14 protein-coding genes are annotated in these 14,941 nt (G+C 73.1%); 9 read left to right on the forward strand and 5 right to left on the reverse strand.

Annotation, left to right across the window (positions count from 1 at the left end; translation table 11 throughout):
- Window positions 1-32: 32 nt before the first annotated feature.
- Together O7607_RS07965 and O7607_RS07970 are read right to left on the reverse strand one after the other, a co-directional pair.
- On the reverse strand, window positions 33-386 hold the full coding sequence (locus O7607_RS07965; RefSeq protein ID WP_269702129.1) for a hypothetical protein: 354 nt from the start codon (window positions 384-386) through the stop codon (window positions 33-35).
- Window positions 383-850 carry a hypothetical protein gene (locus O7607_RS07970; protein WP_269702130.1) on the reverse strand — a complete coding sequence of 156 codons (468 nt, stop codon included), beginning with the start codon at window positions 848-850 and terminating at the stop codon, window positions 383-385. The genes O7607_RS07965 and O7607_RS07970 overlap by 4 nt, the downstream gene beginning before the upstream one ends.
- Window positions 851-1,055: 205 nt before the next feature.
- On the opposite strand from O7607_RS07970, the gene O7607_RS07975 reads away from it, so the two are divergent.
- From O7607_RS07975 to O7607_RS07995, 5 genes are all read left to right on the forward strand, one after another.
- On the forward strand, window positions 1,056-2,846 hold the full coding sequence (locus tag O7607_RS07975) for an N-acetylglutaminylglutamine amidotransferase (RefSeq protein ID WP_269702131.1): 1,791 nt from the start codon (window positions 1,056-1,058) through the stop codon (window positions 2,844-2,846).
- A gap of 2 nt (window positions 2,847-2,848) precedes the next feature.
- Entirely contained in the window at window positions 2,849-4,687 is a 1,839-nt protein-coding gene (gene ngg / locus O7607_RS07980) for an N-acetylglutaminylglutamine synthetase (RefSeq protein ID WP_269702132.1), read from the forward strand.
- The gene (locus tag O7607_RS07985; protein WP_269702134.1) at window positions 4,684-5,868 is read left to right on the forward strand and encodes an osmoprotectant NAGGN system M42 family peptidase; all 1,185 of its coding nucleotides are present in this window, start codon (window positions 4,684-4,686) and stop codon (window positions 5,866-5,868) included. The genes ngg and O7607_RS07985 overlap by 4 nt, the downstream gene beginning before the upstream one ends.
- 309 nt (window positions 5,869-6,177) lie before the next feature.
- Window positions 6,178-7,107: a ribonuclease Z gene (locus O7607_RS07990; protein WP_269702135.1), complete on the forward strand. Its 930-nt coding sequence runs from the start codon at window positions 6,178-6,180 to the stop codon at window positions 7,105-7,107.
- On the forward strand, window positions 7,104-7,613 hold the full coding sequence (locus O7607_RS07995) for a GNAT family N-acetyltransferase (RefSeq protein WP_269702136.1): 510 nt from the start codon (window positions 7,104-7,106) through the stop codon (window positions 7,611-7,613). The genes O7607_RS07990 and O7607_RS07995 overlap by 4 nt, the downstream gene beginning before the upstream one ends.
- 88 nt (window positions 7,614-7,701) lie before the next feature.
- Here the strand turns inward: O7607_RS07995 and O7607_RS08000 are convergent, their stop codons facing one another.
- Both O7607_RS08000 and O7607_RS08005 read right to left on the reverse strand, forming a co-directional pair.
- Entirely contained in the window at window positions 7,702-9,072 is a 1,371-nt protein-coding gene (locus tag O7607_RS08000) for a cystathionine beta-synthase (RefSeq protein ID WP_269702137.1), read from the reverse strand.
- 76 nt (window positions 9,073-9,148) lie between these two features.
- Window positions 9,149-9,505, reverse strand: a complete 357-nt coding sequence (locus O7607_RS08005) for a YkvA family protein (protein WP_013474058.1) — start codon at window positions 9,503-9,505, stop codon at window positions 9,149-9,151.
- Between the two features lie 141 nt (window positions 9,506-9,646).
- Here O7607_RS08005 and O7607_RS08010 point away from each other — a divergent pair, with 141 nt between their 5' ends.
- From O7607_RS08010 to O7607_RS08025, 4 genes are all read left to right on the forward strand, one after another.
- Window positions 9,647-10,693 (forward strand): SGNH/GDSL hydrolase family protein, encoded by a 1,047-nt coding sequence (locus O7607_RS08010; protein ID WP_269702138.1) that lies wholly within the window; start codon window positions 9,647-9,649, stop codon window positions 10,691-10,693.
- A gap of 76 nt (window positions 10,694-10,769) precedes the next feature.
- The gene (locus tag O7607_RS08015) at window positions 10,770-11,582 is read left to right on the forward strand and encodes an SGNH/GDSL hydrolase family protein (RefSeq protein ID WP_269702139.1); all 813 of its coding nucleotides are present in this window, start codon (window positions 10,770-10,772) and stop codon (window positions 11,580-11,582) included.
- Window positions 11,583-11,640: 58 nt separating this feature from the next.
- Complete coding sequence (locus O7607_RS08020; protein ID WP_269702140.1) at window positions 11,641-12,903, forward strand: acetyl-CoA C-acetyltransferase; 1,263 nt, start codon at window positions 11,641-11,643, stop codon at window positions 12,901-12,903.
- A 40-nt stretch (window positions 12,904-12,943) separates the two neighbouring features.
- A complete protein-coding gene (locus O7607_RS08025) occupies window positions 12,944-14,425 on the forward strand; it encodes a CYTH and CHAD domain-containing protein (RefSeq protein ID WP_269702142.1) in 1,482 nt (493 codons plus the stop codon).
- 101 nt (window positions 14,426-14,526) lie between these two features.
- Here O7607_RS08025 and O7607_RS08030 read toward each other — a convergent pair whose 3' ends face one another.
- Window positions 14,527-14,847, reverse strand: coding sequence for a hypothetical protein (locus O7607_RS08030; protein WP_269702143.1), 321 nt, complete (start codon window positions 14,845-14,847; stop codon window positions 14,527-14,529).
- Window positions 14,848-14,941 lie beyond the last annotated feature (94 nt).

Here is a 14,941-nt window from a genome sequence, read left to right on the forward strand (position 1 = left end):
CCCTCAGGGACGGGGGCCCGAACGCGCCACTGTCAATCGGTGGCTCGGGGATGGCCGGTTCCGGCGTGCTTGATCCAGCAGGTTCGGGTCTGGTCGTCAACCAGGTACCAGATGCGGCCGCCGGCGGTGACCTCGTACTGCCACTGCGGCAGAGCCCTACCGTTGTGCACCGCGGTGGCGAGGGAGCCCTTGAGGGGGTGCTGGCGGCTGGTCGGCGGAGACGGGCACGGGTGCGCCTCGATCGCGTCGAACGCGCCGCGGGTGTTCGACGCAGCCTGCCGGCACAGCTCCTCCCAGCCCTTGGCCGCGTCATTGGTGGCGAAACGCAGGGTGTACCCACCGGGTCGGGGTGGCGGGGCAGCGCGGTCGCCGCGCTTCGCGCTCACTCGCCGGTCGGGCGCGTGACCGGCCCGAAGTCGTCGGCGCTGGGCGCGGACAGGATCCGATGCAGGTCGGGATCGGCGTGCACCTCGGCGGTGTGCCGCCATTCCGCGAGCAGCTGGGACACCGCCGCGGTGCTGCCGACAGCGGCTGCGGCCTCGGCCGTGGCGATGAACTCATCGGTCATCTGCTCGGCGTCCCCCTGCGGGAGAAACCGCATCCAGGGCAGCACGGTCGGGAGCGTCTCCCGGACCAGGGCCGGCTCTCGCCGCGCCAGGCCGGCCAGCAGCCGCGCGGTCAGATCGACCACCGCCCCTTCGGCCTCAGCCCGTTCGGCGGACATCAGCACCAGGTCGGCGGCGTCCCTGCGACGCAGCCGCAGTGCCCGGGTACGGGCCAGTCGTTCCGCGGTTTCCGTGGGCTGGCGCAGCAACTCGGAGAACGGCACCGATTCCAGGGGCATCGACATGACATCAATACTACTTCAGAAGTAAGACGCTGCGGCATTCCTCACACCCACGCGGGTGCCGAATCCGGACATCTGGTGGAGTGCGGCAGGAACAGCAGGCGTGACAGGCATCCACCCTGCGTGACGGCGCATCGTAGCAAGCTGTCACACGTTCGTCATCGTCTCAACAGGCGAACTGCAACATGCTCTGGCAGCATTGGCTCGTATGTGCGGACTTGCGGGAGAGTTCCGCCGTGACGGTTCACGCGCCGATGTCTCGGCCGTGGAGCGGATGGCGGCCACGATGAGTGACCGAGGGCCCGACGACAGCGGCGTCTGGTCGCAGGGCCCGACAGCGCTGGGACACCGGCGCCTGAAGATCATCGACTTGTCCGCGGCGAGCGGCCAACCCATCGTTGACGCCGCCGCCGGACTGACCGGTGTCTTCAACGGCTGCATCTACAACTACCGGGAACTGCGCGCCGAGCTGCAGGCCAAGGGCCACCGCTTCTTCTCGTCCGGCGACAGCGAGGTCGTGGTCAAGGCGTACGCCGAGTGGGGGCTCGACTTCGTCGACCACCTGATCGGCATGTTCGCGGTCGCGATCAGCGAGCGCGACACCGGCCGCCTGGTGCTGGCCCGGGACCGCCTCGGCATCAAGCCGCTCTACCTGGCCGAGAGCCCCGGCGTGGTGCGTTTCGCCTCCACCCTGCCGGCGCTGCTCGCCGGTGGCGGCATCGACACCACCATCGACCGGGTGGCGCTCGCCCACTACCTGAGCTTCCACAGCATCGTGCCGCCGCCGCGCACCATCCTCGCCGGCGTCACCAAGCTGCCGCCGGCCACGGTCCGGGTGTACGAGGCGGACGGCTCCACCCACGAGCGGGTGTACTGGGACCCGACCTTCGGCCGTGCCGCCGAGCGGGCCGGCTGGTCCGAGCGGGACTGGCAGGACGCGCTGCTCGACTCGCTGACCACCGCCGTACGCCGCCGCATGGTGGCCGACGTCCCGGTGGGCGTGCTGCTCTCCGGCGGCCTCGACTCCAGCCTGGTCGTCGCGCTGCTGGCCGGCGAGGGGCAGGCCCGGTCCGGCCTGGCCACGTTCTCCATCGGCTTCGACGCGGTCGGCGGCCGGGAGGGCGACGAGTTCGTCTACTCCGACCTGGTGGCGAAGACGTTCGGCACCGACCACCACCAGATCCGGGTGCCCACCGGTGACCTGCTGCCGCCGCTGGAGGCCGCCGTCGCGGCCATGAGCGAGCCCATGGTCAGCCACGACTGCGTCGCGTTCTGGCTGCTCAGCCAGGAGGTCGCGAAGCACGTCAAGGTGGTCCAGTCGGGCCAGGGCGCGGACGAGATCCTGGGCGGCTACCACTGGTACCCGCCGCTCGCGGGGGTGGACCGGGAGCAGGCGCTCGAGACGTACGCAAAGGCGTTCTTCGACCGCGACGCGGCCGGACTGGCCCGGGTGCTCAACCCGGCGTGGCTGGCCGACGGCGATCCGGCGCGGGAGTTCGTGGCCGCGCACCTGGGCCGCGCGGGCGCGCAGACCGCCGTCGACGCCGGCCTGCGGATCGACACCCAGGTCATGCTGACCGACGACCCGGTGAAGCGGGTCGACAACATGACCATGGCGCACGGGCTGGAGGCCCGGGTGCCGTTCCTCGACCACGAGTTCGTCGAGCTGGCCGCGAGCTGCCCGCCGGAGCTGAAGCTGGCCCAGGGCGGCAAGGGCGTGCTCAAGGAGATCGGTCGCCGGGTCCTGCCGCACGAGGTCATCGACCGCCCCAAGGGCTACTTCCCGGTGCCCGGCCTCACCCACCTGGAGGGCAAGCTCCTCGACCGGGTACGCGACGCGCTCACCGCCCCGGAGGCGCGCCGACGTGACCTGTTCCGCGCCGACTACGTCGACGCGCTGCTCGCCGACCCGAATGCCGAACTGACCCCGTTGAACGGAAACAAGCTGTGGCAACTGGGACTCCTGGAAATGTGGCTCCAGAGCCACGGAATCGACTGACCGTGACCGACACCCTCGCCACCGGAACGGCGCGTACCGACCGGGAACGGGTGCTGGGCCGGCGCCGGGAACGCACCGGCCCGGGCGGTGACCCGATCGCACCGGGTACGCCGGAGCCGCGGCAGCCGGAGACCGCGTCCACCGACGCCTCGGGCGTGGTGCTGGACTGCGGCTGGGGCCGGCTCGTGTTCGGGCAGACGTTCGACGACCAGGTGCACGTCGCAGACGTGCTGCGCTCCGAGGCGGTCGGCGCCCGGGACATCTGCATCTACCTGCGCGATCCGCACGTGCTGGTGTCCCGGCTGCCGGACGAGCTGTTCATCGACCCGTCGCTGACGTACCGGCTGCCGCTGGGCGCGAAGCGGCCCGCCGCCACCGAGGGCGGTGACGTGCCCGGGCTGACCGTCCGGCCGCTGCGCGACGCCGCCGACGCCGAGGCGGTGAACCGGATCTACGCGCGCAACGGCATGGTCACCGCCCCGGTCGAGGTGCTGGTGGACAACGCCGGCACGGACCGGTTCCTGCACCTGGTGGCCGAGGACGCCACCGGTGAGGTGGTCGGCACCATCACCGGCGTGGACCACGTCGCGGTGTTCGGCGACCCGGAGAACGGCGCCAGCCTGTGGTGCCTGACGGTGGACTTCAACACCGCCCCGCCCGGCACCGGGCAGGCGCTGCTCACCGCGCTCGCCGACCGGCTCGACGGGCGTGGACGGGCGTTCGTGGACCTGTCCGTGCTGGCCGAGAACGCGGGCGCGATCCGGCTGTACGAGCGCCTCGGCTTCCACCGCACCGGCACGCTCTGCGTGAAGCGGAAGAACCCGATCAACGAGCGCCTGTTCCTGCCCGCCATGCCCGAGGGGTACGACGAGCTGAACCCGTACGCGAAGATCGTCGCGGACGAGGCGATGCGCCGCGGCATCCGGGTCGAGGTGACCGACCCGCACTGGGGTGAGCTGAAGCTGACCACCGGCGGCCGGACCATCCACACCCGCGAGTCGCTGTCGGAGCTGACCTCGGCGGTGGCGATGAGCCGCTGCGACGACAAGCGGGTGACCCGGCGCATCCTCACCGAGGCGGGGCTGTCGGTGCCGCGCGGCCGCACCGCCACCGGCGAGCCCGACGACGTCGCGTTCCTGAACGACGTGGGCCCGGTGGTGGTCAAGCCGGCGCGGGGCGAGCAGGGCAACGGCATCACCGTCGGCGTGCGTACGCCGGAGGCCCTGACCGCGGCCGTCGAGCTGGCCCGCCGGTTCTGCCCGGACGTGCTGATCGAGGAACTGCGCGCGGGCGAGGACCTGCGGGTGGTGGTGATCGACCACGAGGTGGTCGCCGCCGCGGTCCGCCGCCCGGCGCAGATCACCGGCGACGGGGTGCACGACATCACCGAGCTGATCGAGCGGCAGAGCCGCCGCCGGGCCGCCGCCACCGGCGGTGAGTCCCGCATCCCGGTCGACGACATGACCCGCGAGGTGGTGGCGGAGGCCGGGTACCGGATGCACGACGTGCTCCCGGAGGGCGAGGTGCTCGCGGTGCGCCGGACGGCCAACCTGCACACCGGCGGCACGATCCACGACGTGACCGCCGAGCTGCACCCGGTGATCGCCGAGGCGTGTGTCACCGCGAGCCGGGCGCTGGACATCCCGGTCACCGGGCTGGACCTGCTGGTTCCCGCCCCGGACCAGCCGGAACACGTGTTCATCGAGGCGAACGAGCGGCCCGGACTGGCCAACCACGAGCCGCAGCCCACCGCCGAGCGTTTCGTCGACCTGCTCTTCCCGGGTACCCGGGCACCGCAGCGACTCTGGTCGCCGGCCGGTGCGGCAAGCTCTGGGGCATGACCGCACGCAAGCCCCAACCGCTCAAGCTCGACCTCGACTACCTCCGCCAGGTGCTGGTGGAGCTGCTGGAGATCCCCAGCCCGTCGGGGCGCACCGACCACATCCAGCAGTACGTGGGCGAGCGGCTCTCCGCGATCGGGATCAGCTCCACGCTGACCCGTCGCGGGGCGCTGAGCGCCTGCCTGCCCGGTCCCCGGGAGACCGGCGCCGACCGGGCCGTGGTGGTGCACACCGACACCATCGGCGGCATGGTGAAGCGGCTCAAGGAGAACGGGCGGCTGGAGGTCAACCCGATCGGCACGCACAGCGCCCGCTTCGCCGAGGGCGCCCACGTGCGGATCTTCACCGACGACCTGGAGCGGGTCGTCACCGGCCAGGTGCTGCCGCTGAAGGCGAGCGGCCACCGCTACAACGAGGCGGTCGACCTTCAGGGCGTCGGCTGGGAGCTGGTCGAGGTGCGGGTGGACGAGCCCGTCCACGACGAGGCCGGGCTGCGGGCGCTCGGCATCGACGCCGGGGACTTCGTCGCGTTCCTGCCCAACCCCACGATCACCCCGAACGGGTACGTCAAGTCCCGGCACCTGGACGACAAGGCGGGCGTGGCGGCGGTGCTGACCGCGTTCAAGGCGATGGTCGACGCCGGGATCACCCCGGCGGTCACCGCGCACCTGCTGGTCACCGTCACCGAGGAGATCGGCCACGGCGCCAGCCACGGGCTGGACCCGGACGTCGCGGAGATCGTCTCGGTGGACGCGGCGGTGGTCGCGCCGGGCCAGCAGTCCCGGGAGACCGCTGCGACACTCGCGATGGGCGACGGGGTCGGCCCGTTCGACTACCACCTGACCCGCAACCTCGCCTCGATCGCCAAGGAGCACGGCGTCGACCTGGTCCGGGACGTGTTCGACTACTACCGCTCGGACGTGGCCGCCGCGGTCGAGGCCGGCGCGCACGCCCGGGTCGCGCTGCTCGGGTTCGGCGTGGACGCCACCCACGGCCACGAGCGCACCCACCTCGACGGCCTGCACCAGCTCACCCAGCTGCTCTGCCTCTACCTGCAGAGCCCGCTGGTCTTCCCGGAGTGGGACGCCGAGCCGGAGGGCGACCTGGCCGACTTCCCGTCGCTCGCCGTGCAGCCGGCGAACGAGGAGGGCCCGCGCGAGGGCCCGATCGGCCTGGACTGACCGGGCCTGTGATCGAAATCCGTTGCCGCGGCCGCCGCGTAGTGGATAGCGTGGCGGTACACGGGAAAGGAGGTGGTCCAGACTTGTATAGCAATCGGACTCGTGAGGTGGCTGTCCGCTAGCCGCTGTCCTCGACAGTGAAAACTCGCCCGCCGCGAGGCGGGCACCTGCAGGATCGTCGAGACCGTGTGGCAGCGGTGCGGCGAAACCACGACAGCCACCCGACCCCCGGGGTGCCGGCCCAGTCCAGCCGGCCCGCGCGCGAGCGCGGAAGCCCCGGGGGTCGCTTTTTGCGCTCGGGAGGGTGCGGTGTCCATGCGTGAGCTGGTGGTGCTCGGTACGGCCAGCCAGGCCCCGACCCGGCAGCGCAACCACAACGGCTACCTGCTGCGCTGGGACGACGAGGTGATCCTCTTCGACCCGGGCGAGGGCAGTCAGCGGCAGATGCTGCACACCGGGATCACCGCCACCGACCTGACCCGGATCTGCGTCACCCACTTCCACGGCGATCACTGCCTCGGCCTGCCCGGCACGATCCAGCGCCTCTCGCTGGACCGCGTACCGCGCCCGGTGGCGGTGCACTTCCCGGCCGGCGGCGCCGAGTACTTCGCCCGGCTGCGCCACGCCTCCAGCTTCTACGAGACCGCCGAACTCGCCGTCGAACCGATCGACACCGACGGGCAGCGGATCACGCTGGGCATCGGCACGCTTGAGGCCCGCCGGCTGCGGCACCCGATCGAGACGTACGGGTACCGCCTGGTCGAGCCGGACGGCTGCCGGATGCTGCCGGAGCGGCTGGCCGCGTACGGCATCGCCGGTCCGGACGTGGGGCAGCTGCTGCGCGACGGCCACCTGGACCGCGACGGACGCCGCGTCACCCGCGACGAGGTGAGCGTGACCCGGCCGGGGCAGCGGTTCGCGTTCGTGATGGACACCGGGCTCTGCGACGGCGTGTACGCGCTGGCCGAGCACGCCGACCTGCTGGTGATCGAGTCGACGTTCCTGGAGTCGGAGGCGGCGCTCGCCGCCGAGGTCGGGCACCTCACCGCCGGCCAGGCCGCGCGGGTGGCGGCCGAGTCGGGGGTACGCACGCTCGTGCTCACCCACTTCTCCCAGCGGTACGCCGACCCGCGCCGCTTCCACGACGAGGCCAGGGAACACTTCACCGGTGATCTGGTGATCGCCGAGGATCTCCAGACGGTTCCGGTGCCGCCCCGGCGGGTACCGTCGCCCGGGTGACGATCTCCCTACGTTCCGCGACCGAGGCCGACCTGATGGCGGTCGGCGCCCTGCACCAGCGTTCCCGGGTGGCGGCGTACTCGTCGTTCCTGCCGCCCGAGTCGCTGGCCGACCCGACGCCGGAGGCGATGGGCCGCTACTGGGTGGAGCGGCTGACCTGGGAGGGCGCCGACCACCGGATGACAGTGGCCGAGCGGGACGGGCGGCTGGTGGGGTTCAGCTACCTCGGGCCGGACGACGAGGGCGACCCGGCGACCGGGCTGCTGAACGCGATCCACCTGGAGCCGTCCGAGCGGGGCCGGGGCACCGGACGGGCGCTGATGGTGGACGCGCTGGACGCGATGCGGGCCCGGGGATGGACGCGCGCGGTGCTATGGGTGCTGCGGGACAACGCCCACGCGCGCCGGTTCTACGAGCGCGGCGGCTGGACCGCGACCGGTGAGCAGCGGGACGAGCACATCGGTGCGGCGCTCGTCCCCCAGCTCCGCTACGCCCGCCGGGTGTAAGGAAGGGCCCCTTATTAACGCCTCCGGTAGAGGAAGGGCCCCTTGTTAACACCCGGTGTTAACAAGGGGCCCTTCCTTACAAGCAGGGTCAGCGGGCGCCCAGGTGGGCGAGCAGGTCCTGCCGGGTCAGCACGCCCTTGGGCTTGCCGTCGACCAGCACCAGCGCGGCGTCGGCCTTCTCCAGCAGACCGACCGCCTCGCTCACCGGCTGGCCGCCGCCGATCATCGGCAGCGGCTCGCCCATGTGCCGCTCGATCGTGTCGTGCAGGTGGGCCTGGCCGGTGAACAGGGCGTCGAGCAGGTCCTTCTCCGCGATCGAACCGGCCACCTCACCGGTCACCACCGGCGGCTCGGCCTTCAGCACCGGGAGCTGCGAGACGCCGTACTCGCGCATGTAGTCGATCGCGTCGCGGACCGTCTCGGTCGGGTGCACGTGCACCAGCTCGGGCAGGCCACCGGGCTTGCCGGCGAGCGCGTCGGCGACGGTCGGCTCGGTGCCCGAGTCGTCCAGGAAGCCGTACCGGGCCATCCACTTGTCGTTGAAGATCTTCGACAGGTAGCCCCGGCCGCCGTCCGGCAGCAGCACCACGATCACGTCGTCCGGGCCGGCCTTGCGGGCCACCTCCAGCGCACCCACCACGGCCATGCCGCAGGAGCCGCCGACCAGCAGACCCTCCTCGCGGGCCAGCCGGCGGGTCATCTCGAAGGACTCCTTGTCCGACACCTCGACGATCTCGTCGGCGATCTTCTGGTCGTACGTCTCCGGCCAGAAGTCCTCACCGACGCCCTCGACCAGGTACGGCCGGCCGGTGCCGCCGGAGTAGACCGAGCCCTCCGGGTCCGCGCCGATCACCTTGACCCGGCCCTCGGACGCCTCCTTGAGGTAGCGGCCGATGCCGGAGATGGTGCCGCCGGTGCCGACGCCCGCCACGAAGTGGGTGATCTTGCCCTCGGTCTGCTTCCACAGCTCCGGGCCGGTGGTCTCGTAGTGCGAGCGCGGGTTGGCCGGGTTGCTGTACTGGTTGGGCTTCCACGCGCCGGGGATTTCCCGGGCCAGCCGGTCGGAGACGTTGTAGTAGGAGCGCGGGTCCTCCGGCGCGACGGCGGTCGGGCAGACCACCACCTCGGCCCCGTACGCGCGCAGCACGTCCTGCTTGTCCTGGCTGACCTTGTCCGGGCAGACGAAGACGCATCGGTAGCCCTTGAGCTGGGCCACCAGGGCCAGGCCGACGCCCGTGTTGCCGCTGGTCGGCTCCACGATCGTGCCGCCCGGCCGCAGGATGCCCGCCTTCTCGGCGTCCTCCACCATGCGCATCGCGATCCGGTCCTTGACCGAGCCGCCCGGGTTCACGTACTCCACCTTCGCCAGCACGGTGGCCTGGATGCCCTCGGTGACGTTGCGCAGGCGTACCAGCGGGGTGTTGCCGATCAGCTCGACGACGTTGTCGTAGTACTGCACCTCGTTGTGCCCTTCGTCGCGCCGCCGTCGTGGGGCGGTCGGTCAGCCGTCAGTTCGCCGACCAGCGTACGTGGCGTCAGGGCACCACATGCCCGGGGATGACGGAGCTGCGACGTGCCTCCCACTCCAGGAAACGCTCGGTCTCGGCGAGCACGCTGCCCGCCAGCCAGGTCACCATGACCGCGTCGTCGGCCAAGCCGAAGATCGCCAGCGGGATCTCCGGCAGCAGGTCGATCGGGGAGACGATGTACGCCGTCGCCCCGGCCATCAGCGCCAGGCGCAGACCGCCGTCGTACTCGCCCCGGGTGGTCGCCCGGATCATCCTCGGCAGCGCCGCCAGCCGGGCACCGAGCGACGGCCCGCCCCGGGTGCCCGCCGCCAGCGCCCGGGCCAGCGCGGCGAACGCGGCGCTGCGCTTCAACGTCTTCCCCATGATGTCGCCCCTCTCCGCTCGACCATGGTGAGGCCCGGTGGCAAGCCCGCGCCCGCTGCCCCCATCGGTACCCAATCCGGGCACCGCCCAGCCATCCGATCACGGACAGCAGTGGTCGTACCGGCGCGATACTGTCGGTTCATGGGGGACGCTGGTTCCGTCGCGCCGGTCCGCCGGCAGCGCGCCCGGCAGATCGCCCGCCTCGCGGCGATCGGCACGGGCGCCACGGTGGCGGCCACCGCCGCCACCGGCGGGGTGCTGCTCGGCCAGGCCCGGCAGGCCCGCCGCACCATCCCGATGGCGCAGGCCCCGCCACCCCGCTGCGACGGCGTCTACGGCGCGAAACTTCCCGGCCCGCCGGTCACCATGGTCATCCTGGGCGACTCCTCAGCGGCCGGCTACGGCGTGCACAGGCGCCGCGAGACACCGGGCTCGCTGCTGGCCACCGGGCTGTCCCGCCGCCTGCACCGGCCGGTCCGGCTGCACCGGTTCGCCGTGGTCGGCGCGCTGTCGTCCGGGCTGAAGCCGCAGGTCGAGTCCGCCCTGGAGGTCGAGCCGGACGTGGCGGTGATCCTGGTCGGCGGCAACGACGTCACCAATCGCACGCCGTTCTCGGTGGCGGTGCGCTACCTGACCGACGCGGTCCGCACGCTGCGGGCGGCCGGCTGTGAGGTGGTCGTGGGCACCTGTCCCGACCTGGGCACCATCCGGCCGATCCAGCCGCCGCTGCGCTGGCTGGCCCGGCGCTGGAGCCGCCAGCTCGCCGCCGCGCAGACGGTGGGCGTGGTCGAGGCCGGCGGCCGTGCCGTCTCGCTCGGCGACATGCTCGGGCCGCGGTTCGCCGCCGAGCCCGCCCGGATGTTCGCCTGGGACCGGTTCCACCCCTCCGCCGAGGGGTACGCGATAGCCGCGGCGGCGTTGCTGCCCACCGTGCTGTCCGCGCTGGGCGCGGTCCCGGAACGCAGGCCTGTCCTGCCCGGCGTCGAAGGCGTACGGTCGCTCCCGGAGGCCGCCCACCAGGCGGCCCGGCACGCCGGCACGGAGGTCAGCGGCGCCCAGCTCCGGGGTCGCGACCGCGGGCCGGGCGGGCGGTGGGCGCAGCTTCGCCGGCGGGCCTTCTTCGGCGTCGGCGCGGTGCCACCGACCGGCAGCGCCGCCGACTCGGCAACGCTGGAGGGAACGGCATGAGCGAGCGCAGCGAGCGAATCGGCCAGCTCAGCGCGGAGGTGCCTCGTGGCGGCACGGAGCGAAGCGGAGTGACGGCATGAGCGAGCGGAACGAGGTGGCCCGGTGGGGCCGGGCCGCGGCCCTGTCGCTGCTGGCCGGCACGGTGGGTGGCGCGGCTGTCCTCGCCGGCCAGGCCATCGCCGCCCGCACCCGCGAGTACGCCCAGCCCGAGCTGGGTCTGGTGCTGCGCGCGACGGTCGGCCGTGCGGACGCGCCGCCGCTGCGGCTGGTGCTCCTGGGTGACTCGTCGGCGCTCGGCGTGGGCGTGGACCGGTTCGAGGACACCATCGGCGGCCAGCTCGCCAACCTGCTCGCCGAGGGGCCGACCGGCCGCCGGGTGCAGCTGTCCAGCGTCGGGGTCTCCGGCTCGCGTGCCACCGACCTGGCGACCCAGGTGGCCCGGGCGCTGCTGGGCGAGCGGCCGGACGTGGCGGTGGTGCTGATCGGGGCGAACGACGCCACGGCGATGGCCCGGCCCGGTGACGCGGCGGCCTACCTCGGCTCGGCGGTACGCCGGCTGCGGGAGGCACACGTCGAGGTCGTGGTGGGGACGTGTCCCGATCTCGGGGCGGTACGCGCGGTCGCCGCACCGCTGCGTCAGGTGCTCGGCTGGTCCGGGCGGCGGATGGCGCGGGCCCAGACGGCGGCCGTGCTGGACGCCGGGGGCACCGTGGTCGACCTGGGCACCGAGACCGGTCCGGTGTTCCGCGCGGACGCGGGCACGCTCTGCCACGACGGCTTCCACCCGTCCGCAGACGGCTATCGGGTCTGGGCACACGCCCTGCTGCCGGCGGTCGAGGCCGCGGCGGCCGTGGCGTTCCGGCACCACCGCCGACCGCCCACGGGGTGACATTTCCCGCCCGCCGCACATCTTCCCGCGCATGTTACTGGCGCGTTAACGTTGGCTCATGCCGATTGAGTCGCCCCGCGACGCCGTCATCGTCGCCACCGCCCGGTCCCCCGTCGGCCGCGCGTTCAAGGGTTCCCTCCGCGAGGTCCGCCCGGACGACCTCGCTGCCACCATCGTCCAGGCCGCCCTCGACAAGGTTCCGGCGCTCGATCCCACCACCATCGACGACCTCTACCTCGGGTGTGGCCTGCCCGGCGGCGAGCAGGGCTTCAACATGGCGCGGGTGGTCGCCACCCTGATGGGCCTCGACGGCCTGCCCGGCGCCACGCTGACCCGCTACTGCGCGTCCTCGCTCCAGACCACCCGGATGGCGATGCACGCGATCCGGGCCGGTGAGGGCGACGTGTTCATCTCCGCGGGTGTGGAGATGGTCTCCCGGTACGCCCGGGGCAACTCGGACGCGCTGCCGCCGGAGGCGCAGGCCCTCGTCGGTGGCGGCTGGGAGAACCCCCGCTTCGCCGAGGCCCGGGAGCGTTCCGCGGCCCGCGCCCAGGGCGGCGCCGAGGTGTGGACCGACCCGCGCGAGTCCGGGCAGCTGCCCGACATCTACCTCGCCATGGGGCAGACCGCGGAGAACCTGGCCCAGGTGTACGACGTGACCCGCGAGGACATGGACGCGTTCGGCGTCCGCAGCCAGAACCTCGCCGAGAAGGCGATCGCCGACGGCTTCTGGGCCCGCGAGATCACCCCGGTCACCACGCCGGACGGCACGGTGGTCAGCACCGACGACGGCCCGCGTGCCGGGGTGACGCTGGAGGCGGTGGCCGGCCTGAAGCCGGTGTTCCGCCCGGACGGCCGGATCACCGCGGGCAACTGCTGCCCGCTCAACGACGGCGCCGCCGCCGTGGTGATCATGAGCGCCGAGCGGGCGTCCGAGCTGGGGCTCACCCCGCTGGCCCGGATCGTGTCCACCGGTGTCACCGGGCTCTCCCCCGAGATCATGGGCCTGGGTCCGGTCGAGGCGTCGAAGCAGGCGTTGAAGCGGGCCGGCATGACCATCGACGACGTCGACCTGGTCGAGATCAACGAGGCGTTCGCCGCCCAGGTGATCCCCTCGTACCGGCAGCTCGGCATTCCGGAGGAGAAGCTGAACGTCGCCGGTGGCGCGATCGCTGTCGGCCATCCGTTCGGCATGACCGGCGCCCGGATCACCGGCACGCTGCTCAACGCGCTGGAGTGGCACGACAAGACCATCGGTCTGGAGACCATGTGCGTCGGCGGCGGCCAGGGCATGGCGATGGTGCTCGAACGACTGAGTTGAGACCGGTTCGCCGGGGCACGGGCCGGGTACGGGAGGCCGCATGGCCACCGTCGTGGAACGTGAGCGCAAGTACTCCGGCGACGAGGGTTTCCGGCTGCCCGACCTGACCGGGTGCGGTGGCGTCGTGACCATGTCCGACGCCACCGTCTCGGATCTGGACGCCGTCTACTGGGACACCGACGACCTGCTCCTGCTGCGTAGCGGGCACGCGCTGCGCCGGCGTACCGGTGGGCACGACGCGGGCTGGCACCTCAAGGTGGGCGCGGGTGGCGCCCGGGTCGAGCACCAGTTCCCGGCCGGAGCGTCCGACGACGGCCCGCCGCCCGAGCTGGTCGCGCTGATCCGGGGCGCGTCGCGCGGTCGTCCGGTCGCCCCGGCGGCCCGGGTCGTGAACCGTCGCCGGGAACACCGGCTGCGGGACGCGGACGGCCGGGTACTGGCCGAGGTGGCCGAGGACGACGTCCGGTCCGAGGATCTGGTGGACGACACCGCGCGGACCTGGCACGAGATCGAGATCGAGCTGGTCGACGGCGACGAGGCGCTGCTCGACGCCCTCGGTGAGCGGCTGCGCGCGGCAGGCGCCCGGGAGGTGGCGGTCAGCAAGTCGCACCGGGCCGTCGCCGGCCGGATCGGGCGCTTCGACGACCGGGAACCGGACGGTCCGGCGGGCCCGGTCCTCGCGTACGTCAGGGCGCAGCGCGACGCGATCGTCGGCAACCACGCGGCCGCCTACCAGGGGGACGAGGACGCGGTCCACGACATGCGCGTGGCGACCCGCCGGTTGCGGGCGACGCTGCGTACCTTCCGGGGCCTGTGGGACCGCCGGGAGGGCGAGGCGCTCCGGGCCGAGCTGCGCCGCCTCGGCGGGGAGCTGGGCCGGGTCCGCGACACCCAGGTGATGGCCGCCCGGCTCACCGACGCGGTGCACGACCTGCCGGACGAGCTGGTGCTCGGTCCGGTGGCGGCACGGATCGGCGAACGGTTCGCTGCCGACCGGGCCGAGGCGACCACCGCGCTGCGGTCCGCGCTGGACGCCGACCGCTACCCCGAACTGCTGGCCCGCCTGGACCGGCTGGCCGACGGCCCGCCTGCCGACGTCGGCCGGCGGTGGGTGGACCGCAGGGTCCGCAAGGCGGCACGCCGCGCCGACACCCGGCTGGACCGGGCGCTCGCCACGACCGGGCCGGACGGGGACGCCGCGCTGCACGAGGCGCGCAAGAAGCTGAAGGTGGCCCGCTACGCGGTGGAGGTGCGCCAACCGGCTGCCGGCAGGCACGCCGCTCGCCTGGTGAAGCGGTTCAAGGCGCTCCAGGACCTGCTCGGCACCCACCAGGACTCGGTGGTCACCCGGGAGGTGCTGCGGCGGCAGGCGCTCCAGGCGTACGCCGAGGGCGAGAACACGTTCACCTACGGTCTGCTGCACGCGAGGCAGGCCGAGGCCGCCGGCCACGACCGCCCGGCCGTCCTGCGGGCGCGCGACCGGTCACGGCACCGCAAGGTACGCCGCTGGCTCAAGCCCTGACGGCTCCCCCACTCGGTCGATCATGAACTTGGCCGGGATCCGCGTCCGTTTTGTCGCCGCCAACTTCATGATCAACGCGGCCGAGGCCCAGGGGGCGGGGGTCAGAGTGCGGCGCGGGTTCGGGTCACGGCGGCGGCAGCCTCGGCCAGCACGGGCTCGGGGGGCGCGGCGAGCGTCAGGTCGGCGGCCACCACGCGGAGCTGGTCGGGCAGGGCCAGATCGGAGGGGAGGCGGGGCACGTCGCGGCGCGGCTCGCCGGCCGCGTCGGCGGCCAGGTTGGCGATCTCCTGGACCAGCTTGTGCACCAGATCGGCCCGGGACACGTTGCCGCCGTCGGCCTTGGCCGACCAGCGCGGCTGCTGCCAGTGCCCGACCTGTCGGACCAGCAGGGTCACCGCCCGGTCCAGTTCCGCTGCGCTCATCGCCGCCGAGTCTACGGCCGCCCCAGGCCACGACGCGGCGACAGGCGCCGGAACCGGCATCAGCGGGCGACAGGCGCGCCGGACCGGCGATAGC

This window comes from Micromonospora sp. WMMA1949 (assembly GCF_027460145.1).
Lineage (GTDB): Bacteria > Actinomycetota > Actinomycetes > Mycobacteriales > Micromonosporaceae > Micromonospora.

Bases quoted from the DNA above. Each gene is read 5' to 3' on its own strand.
- O7607_RS07970 (WP_269702130.1), bottom strand. From the start codon at position 850: ATGTCGATGCCCCTGGAATCGGTGCCGTTCTCCGAGTTGCTGCGCCAG.
- O7607_RS07975 (WP_269702131.1), top strand. From the start codon at position 1,056: ATGTGCGGACTTGCGGGAGAGTTCCGCCGTGACGGTTCACGCGCCGAT.
- O7607_RS07985 (WP_269702134.1), top strand. From the start codon at position 4,684: ATGACCGCACGCAAGCCCCAACCGCTCAAGCTCGACCTCGACTACCTC.
- O7607_RS08005 (WP_013474058.1), bottom strand. From the start codon at position 9,505: ATGGGGAAGACGTTGAAGCGCAGCGCCGCGTTCGCCGCGCTGGCCCGG.
- O7607_RS08010 (WP_269702138.1), top strand. From the start codon at position 9,647: ATGGGGGACGCTGGTTCCGTCGCGCCGGTCCGCCGGCAGCGCGCCCGG.
- O7607_RS08015 (WP_269702139.1), top strand. From the start codon at position 10,770: ATGAGCGAGCGGAACGAGGTGGCCCGGTGGGGCCGGGCCGCGGCCCTG.
- O7607_RS08020 (WP_269702140.1), top strand. From the start codon at position 11,641: ATGCCGATTGAGTCGCCCCGCGACGCCGTCATCGTCGCCACCGCCCGG.
- O7607_RS08025 (WP_269702142.1), top strand. From the start codon at position 12,944: ATGGCCACCGTCGTGGAACGTGAGCGCAAGTACTCCGGCGACGAGGGT.
- O7607_RS08030 (WP_269702143.1), bottom strand. From the start codon at position 14,847: ATGAGCGCAGCGGAACTGGACCGGGCGGTGACCCTGCTGGTCCGACAG.